Genomic DNA, 7001 nt, shown 5'->3' with positions numbered 1-7001 from the left:
AGGAGATCGCGCCCGGGCTGACGGCGGAAGAGGTGCAGAAGGCGACGGAGGCGCGGCTGGTGGTCGGTCCCAAGCTGAAGGTGATGGAAACCTAGACGTCAGACGGGACGTCAGACGTCAGCAAGGGTCAGGCACGGAAGGCGCGCGGACCGGCGAGGATGCGGGCGGGCAGCAGGATGATGGCCTCCAGGAACTCGAAGACTCCCTTCACCACGATGCCCAGCAGGCGGAAGGGCAACAGCAGCACCCACACGATGGGATAGAGCACCAGCGCCAGCAGCGCCAGCGGCCAGCAGAAGAAGAGCAGGATCAGCCAAAGCAGGAAGGTCGCCATAACCCCTCCACAGATCTTCCTGCTCTATTCTACGAGTCTTTCCAGCTCCTGGTTCCCGCGCCTACGTCAAGTCCTCCAGCTTGAGGGCGGCGCCCTTCCAGGCGGCCTGGAACTGGCGGTCGACGAACTGGGCGTCGTAGTCGCGGTGCTGGGCCTTGAGCGCCTCGCGCAGGCCGAAGAGGGAACGCGGGTTGCGAGGATTGCGATTCAGGTCCTCGCGAAAGACCGCTTCGGCGGCGGCGGGGTCGCCCGCGAGCAGCAGGGCCGCGCCCAGGGATTCGCGTACCGAGAGGGGCCAGTCCGGGGGCTCGCTGTACTTGAGCGAATCCTGGGCGGCGGCGGCCTGGCGCAGCAGGGGGACAGCGGCGGCGGGGTCGTGGCGGGCCACTGCGATCCTGGCGGCCAGAGTGTTGGAGGCGATCTGGAGGATGGTCTTGGTCTTGTTGTTGAAGGGCATGCCGAAGATGGCGTCGGAAGAAGTGGCGGCCTCGGCGGCGGCCACGATCGCGTGCTCGGCCTCGGCGTCGGCGAGCTTGCCCTGGGCGGCGAGCGCCATGCCGCGGGCAAAGTGCCAGTAGACGGTCGTGGTCTTCATGGCGGAATCGGGCGCGGGCATGGCCAGGATGCGGTCCCACTGGTGGAAGCGGAGATCCACCGCCAGGGGGACGGTCATGAAGCCCTCGAGCGGCGGCATCATCTTGACCAGAGGGCCGACGTGGGCGGTGAGCAGGTCGGCGGCCTGGCGCGAGTCGGCGTAGTCGCCGTCGATGGCGGCGCAGATAGCAATGAAGTGCAGGTTGTGGCTGTAGTACATGGCGGGGTAGATGCCCTGCGCGCCGCTGGCCTGGATGTAGGCGCGGTCGGCGGCAGCGGCCTTCTGGTTGGTGGCGATGGCGGCGGCCCAGTCGCCGGTGCGGATGTAGACGTGCGCCGGCATGTGCACCAGGTGTCCGGCGGCGGGCGCCAGCGCCGCCAGGCGGTTGGCGGGGGCCAGGGCGCGCTCAGGATGGGGTGAAGCTTCCACGGCGTGGATGTAGTAGTGGATCGCGCCCATGTGGTTGGGATCGCGCTTCAGGACCGATTCCAGCGTGGCCACGATCTCCTCGGTGCCGGCTTCGGGTGTGCCGTCCAGATGCCACAGGCCCCAGGGATGCAGGTTCATGCCGGACTCAGCAAAAAGGGTGGCGGCGTCCAGGTCATCGGGGAACTGGCGGACGAGTTCGCGCATGGCGTCGTGGTAGGCCTCGGCGGCCTGGTGCAGGTCGGAGCCGGGGACGGGAGGGAAGCGCTTGGCCATGGCGGCGATGTAGGCGCGCTCGCTGGGCGACGCGCCGGCCGCCAACTCCTGCGCCTTCTGGATGGCGCTGTGCGCTTTCAGGAAGCGGTCGACGTCGGCGGGATCGTTGTAGTTGGGCCCCACGGCCTCGGCGATGCCCCAGTACGCCATCGCCATCCTGGGATCGAGCTCGGCGGCGTGCTGGAAGGAGCGCGCGGCCTCGTCGTGGTTGAAGGCGTAGATCTGGCGCAGGCCCTGGTCGAAAAACTGCTGCGCTTCGGGGCTGGCGGCGGTGACGGGATGATGAAGGTTTCCGTAACCGGTCATCATGGTCACCGGGTGCGAGCCGGCCGCGGGGTGATGCTGGGCGGCGGTCCAGGCGCAGAGACACAGGACTACGAGCGCGCAAGCCAGGCGCTTCATGAGGAAACCTCCTTCAGGACAATCCGGTGGGGCCCACGTGTGGGGCGTATTCTACACCGACGCCAGTCTTTGGAGGGAGTCCGAAAGTGGTGGCTGAGCCACGCCGCGCTCGGTGATGATGGCGGCGATGTAGCGGGCGGGAGTCACGTCGAAGGCAGGGTTCTCGACCTTGACGTTCTCGGGGGCGATGCGGGTGGCGCCCACGTGCGTGACCTCGCGGGCGGCGCGCTGCTCGATGGGGATCTTGGAGCCGTCGGGCGTCTCCAGGTCGATGGAGGAGAAGGGCGCGGCCACGTAGAAGGGGATGCCGTGCTCCTTGGCCAGTACGGCGACGGTGTAAGTGCCGATCTTGTTGGCGGTGTCGCCGTTTCGGGCGATGCGGTCGGCGCCCACCACCACCGCGCCGATCTTGCCCTGGGCCATCAGCGCGCCGGCCATGTTGTCGCTGATCACGGTGGTGGGGATACCGTCCTTCTGCAATTCCCAGGCGGTGAGGCGCGAACCCTGGAGGAAGGGCCGGGTCTCGTCGGCGTAGACGTGCAGCTTCTTGCCGCTCTCGATGGCGGCGCGGATGACGCCCAGGGCGGTGCCGTAGCCGCCGGCGGTGGCCAGCGCGCCGGCGTTGCAGTGGGTGAGCACGCTGCCGGAGGCGGGGAGCAGGGCGGCGCCGTGGCGGGCCAGGGCCTCGTTGAGGGCCAGGTCCTCCACGTAGATGCGCTGGGCCTCCTGGATGAGCGCCTGGCGAAGCTGGGCCGGTGGTAGCTCGGAGGAGGCTTCGAACTTCTCCTGCATGCGGCGGATGGCCCAGAAGAGGTTGACGGCGGTAGGACGAGTGGCGCCCATGACTTCGCAGATCTCGTCGAAGCGGCGGCGGAGTTCGGCGACGTGGTCGCCGTCGGCGTCGCGCAGGCCCAGGGCGATGCCCATGGCGGCGGTGACCCCGATGGCGGGAGCGCCGCGCACCGTCATCTTGCGGATGGCCTCGGCGACCTCTTCGTAGCTCTTGCAGAGGACGTAGGTCTCCTCGGTGGGCAGCTTGGTCTGGTCGATGAGGCGCACGCCGTCTTCGGTCCATTCCACGGTCTTGATCATGCCGTTCCCAGTTCCCGGTTCCCAGTTCCCAGAGGCTGCGGGGGCTGCTGCAGGTGCTGCTTGCGCACGTCGGCGGCGGTGAAGAGAGAGACGAACCTGGCCGGGGCGGCGGCCTTCTCCACGGCGGCTCGCCCGCCCGCTTCCTCGCGTTCCACCAGGCACATCACCCCGATCACTTCCATACCGGCGGCGCGCGCGGCTTCGATGGCCTGCACGGTGGAGGAGCCGGTGGTGCAGACGTCGTCCACGATGACGACCTTGGCGCCTTGGCGCTGGAAGCCCTCGATCTGGCGGCCGGTGCCGTGGGCCTTCTCCGCTTTGCGCACCAGGAAGCCGTGGATGAGGAACTCGGCGGTGTCGACCGACTTGGGGCGGGCGGGAGCGCGCACTTGGGTCTGCTGGGCGCTGAGCAGGGCGACTGCCACCACGATGGGGTCGGCGCCCAGGGTCATGCCGCCGATGGCGTCGGGCTTCCAGCCCTGCTTGCGGATCTCGTCGGAGAAGACGCGGCCGGTGAGGCGCGCGCCCTCGGCGTCGAGCGTGGTAGTACGGCAGTCCACGTAGTAGTCGCTGGTCGAGCCGGAAGAGAGCTTGAACTCGCCCAGGCGGAAGGAGAGCCGGGCGAGCATGGCGAGGAGCTGGTGGCGGGAGTCGGGCATGGCGGAAGAAATACGATAACACGGGGAGGAAAGTCGCTGGTCGTTCGTCGTTGGTCGTTGGCCGATGAGGTCGTCGGTCGTCGGCCTTCGGTCGTCGGCCAAGCCGTGCCGCTACAGTGCTTTTTCCAGGTGCTGGAAGTGGTCGGTGGCGAAGAAGAGCATGGTGAAGAGGGTGAAGTTGTAGGCCATATGGACGAGCACGCTGGCGGCCACGGAGCCGGTCTTCGCTCGTGTGAGGGTAAGGGCCACGCTGACCAGAAAGAGCATGAGCAGGGGCGCCCAGGCCGAGGCCAACTGCGAGGCGTGCATCAGGGCGAAAGGGATGGAGGTCAGCACCACTGCCCCGAAGGTCCCCAGGGGCCGGGCCAGAACCGGGTAGAGAAAGCCTCGGTAGAAGAGTTCCTCGACCAGCGGGGCCACCAGGATGCCGAAGCCGGCCAGCAGCCAGGCGGAGGTGGCGTCGCGGAAGTACTTGTCGATGGGCAGGGAAGGGGGCATGGGGAAGAGGTAGGAGAGGGCCTGGATGACGCCCGCCAGCAGGATGCCGCCGGCGACGAACTTCAAGCAGTCGGCGCCGGCGGGCCAGCGCCAACGGATGGTCTGGAAGAAGCGGGCGCGGTAGCGCAGCCGCACCAGCACGGCCATGAAGAGGAGCAAGGCGACATAACTCAGGGCCTGGGCCGGGACCAGCACCCTGGGATCGCGGCTGAGTTCGGCGGGGGTGACACTCCTGCCGTAGAGGTGCGCGGCCACTCCGTACACCACCCCGCTGACGAAGAAGAGAAAGAAGAAGGCGGCAGCCAGCAGCAGCACGATGTCCCAGCCGTTCCAGGGGGGATTCTCGGCGGAAGAGTGGGGCAGGGGAGCGGGAGGCTCGAGGGGTGGCTGGACGATCTGCGGCGGTAGCGACACGTCAATGACTTTACACGAATCGAGTGATCGGGTGACCGAGCGATCTGAAACCTGCTAACTCCTAACTCCAAACCCCTAACTCCTGCCGTAGTACGCCGCCAGAGCCTGGCCGGTGTAGGACTTCTTGCACCTGGCGACCTGCTCGGGCGGGCCCTGGCAGACGATGCGGCCGCCCTCCTCGCCGCCCTCGGGGCCGAGGTCAAGGATCCAGTCGGCATTGCGGATCACGTCCAGATTGTGCTCGATGATGATGATGGAGTTGCCCAGGTCGGTCAGGCGATGCAGCACGTCGAGCAGCTTCTTGACGTCGTCGAAGTGCAGGCCGGTAGTGGGCTCGTCGAGCAGGTAGAGAGTGCGGCCGGTCTGGCGCTTGCTGAGTTCCTTGGCCAGCTTCATGCGCTGGGCTTCGCCGCCGGAGAGCGTGACCGCCGACTGCCCCAGGTGGATGTAGCCCAGGCCGACGTCCACCAGGGTCTGCAGCTTCTGGCGCACCTGGGGGATGTTCTCCAGGATGGGGAGCGCATCGGAGGCGGTGGTCTCGAGCAGGTCGGCGATGGAGCAGCCCTTGAACTTCACCGCCAAGGTCTCGTGGTTGTAGCGGCGGCCGCCGCAGACCTCGCAGAGCACGTAGACGTCGGGCAGGAAATTCATCTCGATGCGGCGCTGGCCCTCGCCCTGGCAGGCCTCGCAGCGGCCTCCGGAAACGTTGAAGGAGAAGCGTCCCGCCTTGTAGCCGCGCTCGCGCGACTCGGGCAGCATGGCGTAGAGGTCGCGGATCTGCGCGAAGACGCCGGTGTAGGTGGCGGGGTTGGAGCGCGGGGTGCGCCCGATGGGCGACTGGTCGATGCCGATGACCTTGTCGATGTGCTCGACTCCCAGCAGGCCGCGGTGGGCGCCGGGCTCCTCGCGCGAGCGGTAGAGCTTCTGCGCGAGGGCGCGGTAGAGGATGTCGTTCACCAGGGTGGACTTGCCCGAGCCCGAGACCCCGGTGACCACGGTGAGCAGGCCGAGAGGGAACTCGACGTCCAGGTTCTTGAGATTGTTCTCGCGCGCGCCCAGCACCTTGAGGAAATGGCCGTTCACGCGGCGCGGCTCGGGGCGGGCGGCGATGCGCATCTCGCCGGAGATGTACTTTCCGGTGAGCGATTGCGGCGCGCGGGCGACCTCGGCGGGGGTGCCGGTGGCGACCAGGTAGCCGCCCTGGCGTCCGGCGCCGGGGCCCAGATCGATGACGTAGTCGGCGCGGCGGATGGTCTCCTCATCGTGCTCGACCACCAGCACGGTGTTGCCCAGATCGCGCAGGGAGGCGAGCGAGGTCAGCAGGCGGTTGTTGTCGCGATGGTGCAACCCGATGGAGGGCTCGTCGAGCACGTAGAGCACGCCCCGCAGGCGCGAGCCGATCTGGGTGGCCAGGCGGATGCGCTGGCCCTCGCCGCCGGAAAGGGTGGCGGCGGAGCGGTCGAGGGAGATGTAGCCCAGGCCGACAGCGCTCAAGAACTGGAGGCGCTCGGCGATCTCCTTGAGCACACGCCCGGCCACGGCCTCCTCGCGGGCGGAGAGCTTGATGTCGCGCACGACGTCGACGGCGCGCACCACCGGCAGCGCGGTGAACTCGGCGATGGACATGTCGTTGACCTTGACCGCCAGGCTCTCCGGGCGGAGGCGCCGGCCGTGGCAGGCGGGACACTCGGTGGCCGACATGTAATGGAGCAGCCACTCGCGATAGCTCTCCGAGGTGCTTTCTTCCAGGTTGCGGCGCAGGTAGGCGATCACCCCCTGGAAGCCGGAGCGCGGCTGCTTCTCCTCCGGGCCGTAGAGGATGAGGTTCTGCACCTTGCGAGGCAGGTCCTCGAAGGGCTTGGCCAGGTCGAAGCCGTGGGCGGCGGCGGTGATCTCCAGCATGTGGATGAGGTTGGAGGAGGCGGAGCCGGGGCCGAGGCCGCCGTCGAGCAGGGGCTTGGACCAGTCCACGATGATGCGTGCGGGATCGAAGTCGTACTTGGAGCCCAGGCCGTGGCACTCGGGGCAGGCGCCGTAGAGCGAGTTGAAGGAGAAGCTGCGAGGCTCGAGCGCGGGCACGTTGATGCCGCACTGGGGACAGGCCAGGCGGGCGGAGTAGAGGCTCTCCTCGCCCTCGACCACAGCCACCTGCACCAGGCCTCCCGCCAGCTTCATGGCGATGGCGACGGAGTTCTCCAGGCGCTTCTCGATGCCGGGCTTGACCAGGAGGCGGTCGATGAGCACGTCGATGGTGTGGTTCTTGCGCTTGTCGAGGGCGACGTCTTCGTCCAGGTTGCGCAGTTCG

General features: G+C 68.0%; 6 protein-coding genes. All 6 read right to left on the bottom strand.

The features are described 5' to 3' along the window. Positions 1-127: 127 nt before the first annotated feature. Positions 128-334 (bottom strand): hypothetical protein, encoded by a 207-nt coding sequence (locus tag VEG08_02845; protein ID HXZ26918.1) that lies wholly within the window; start codon positions 332-334, stop codon positions 128-130. 61 nt (positions 335-395) lie between these two features. After that, positions 396-2033: a hypothetical protein gene (locus VEG08_02840; protein HXZ26917.1), complete on the bottom strand. Its 1638-nt coding sequence runs from the start codon at positions 2031-2033 to the stop codon at positions 396-398. 51 nt (positions 2034-2084) lie between these two features. Next, entirely contained in the window at positions 2085-3125 is a 1041-nt protein-coding gene (gene mtnA / locus VEG08_02835; GenBank protein HXZ26916.1) for an S-methyl-5-thioribose-1-phosphate isomerase, read from the bottom strand. Continuing rightward, positions 3122-3784, bottom strand: a complete 663-nt coding sequence (gene pyrE / locus VEG08_02830) for an orotate phosphoribosyltransferase (GenBank protein HXZ26915.1) — start codon at positions 3782-3784, stop codon at positions 3122-3124. The genes mtnA and pyrE overlap by 4 nt, the downstream gene beginning before the upstream one ends. A 111-nt stretch (positions 3785-3895) precedes the next feature. Beyond that, positions 3896-4696, bottom strand: a complete 801-nt coding sequence (locus tag VEG08_02825; GenBank protein ID HXZ26914.1) for a CPBP family intramembrane glutamic endopeptidase — start codon at positions 4694-4696, stop codon at positions 3896-3898. Positions 4697-4771: 75 nt separating this feature from the next. Next, the coding region (uvrA, locus tag VEG08_02820) for an excinuclease ABC subunit UvrA (GenBank protein HXZ26913.1) at positions 4772-7001 on the bottom strand (2230 nt) is incomplete at its 5' end.

Source organism: Terriglobales bacterium (assembly GCA_035624475.1).
Taxonomy (GTDB): domain Bacteria; phylum Acidobacteriota; class Terriglobia; order Terriglobales; family Acidobacteriaceae; genus DASPRL01.
The sequence above is the reverse complement of the archived record's forward strand: the minus strand, read 5'-3'. Positions and strand labels throughout refer to the sequence as shown.

What these genes read in the sequence shown, in the direction of transcription:
- VEG08_02840 (HXZ26917.1), bottom strand. Translation starts at nt 2,033, where the DNA reads ATGAAGCGCCTGGCTTGCGCGCTCGTAGTCCTGTGTCTCTGCGCCTGG.
- mtnA (HXZ26916.1), bottom strand. Translation starts at nt 3,125, where the DNA reads ATGATCAAGACCGTGGAATGGACCGAAGACGGCGTGCGCCTCATCGAC.
- pyrE (HXZ26915.1), bottom strand. Translation starts at nt 3,784, where the DNA reads ATGCCCGACTCCCGCCACCAGCTCCTCGCCATGCTCGCCCGGCTCTCC.
- VEG08_02845 (HXZ26918.1), bottom strand. Translation starts at nt 334, where the DNA reads ATGGCGACCTTCCTGCTTTGGCTGATCCTGCTCTTCTTCTGCTGGCCG.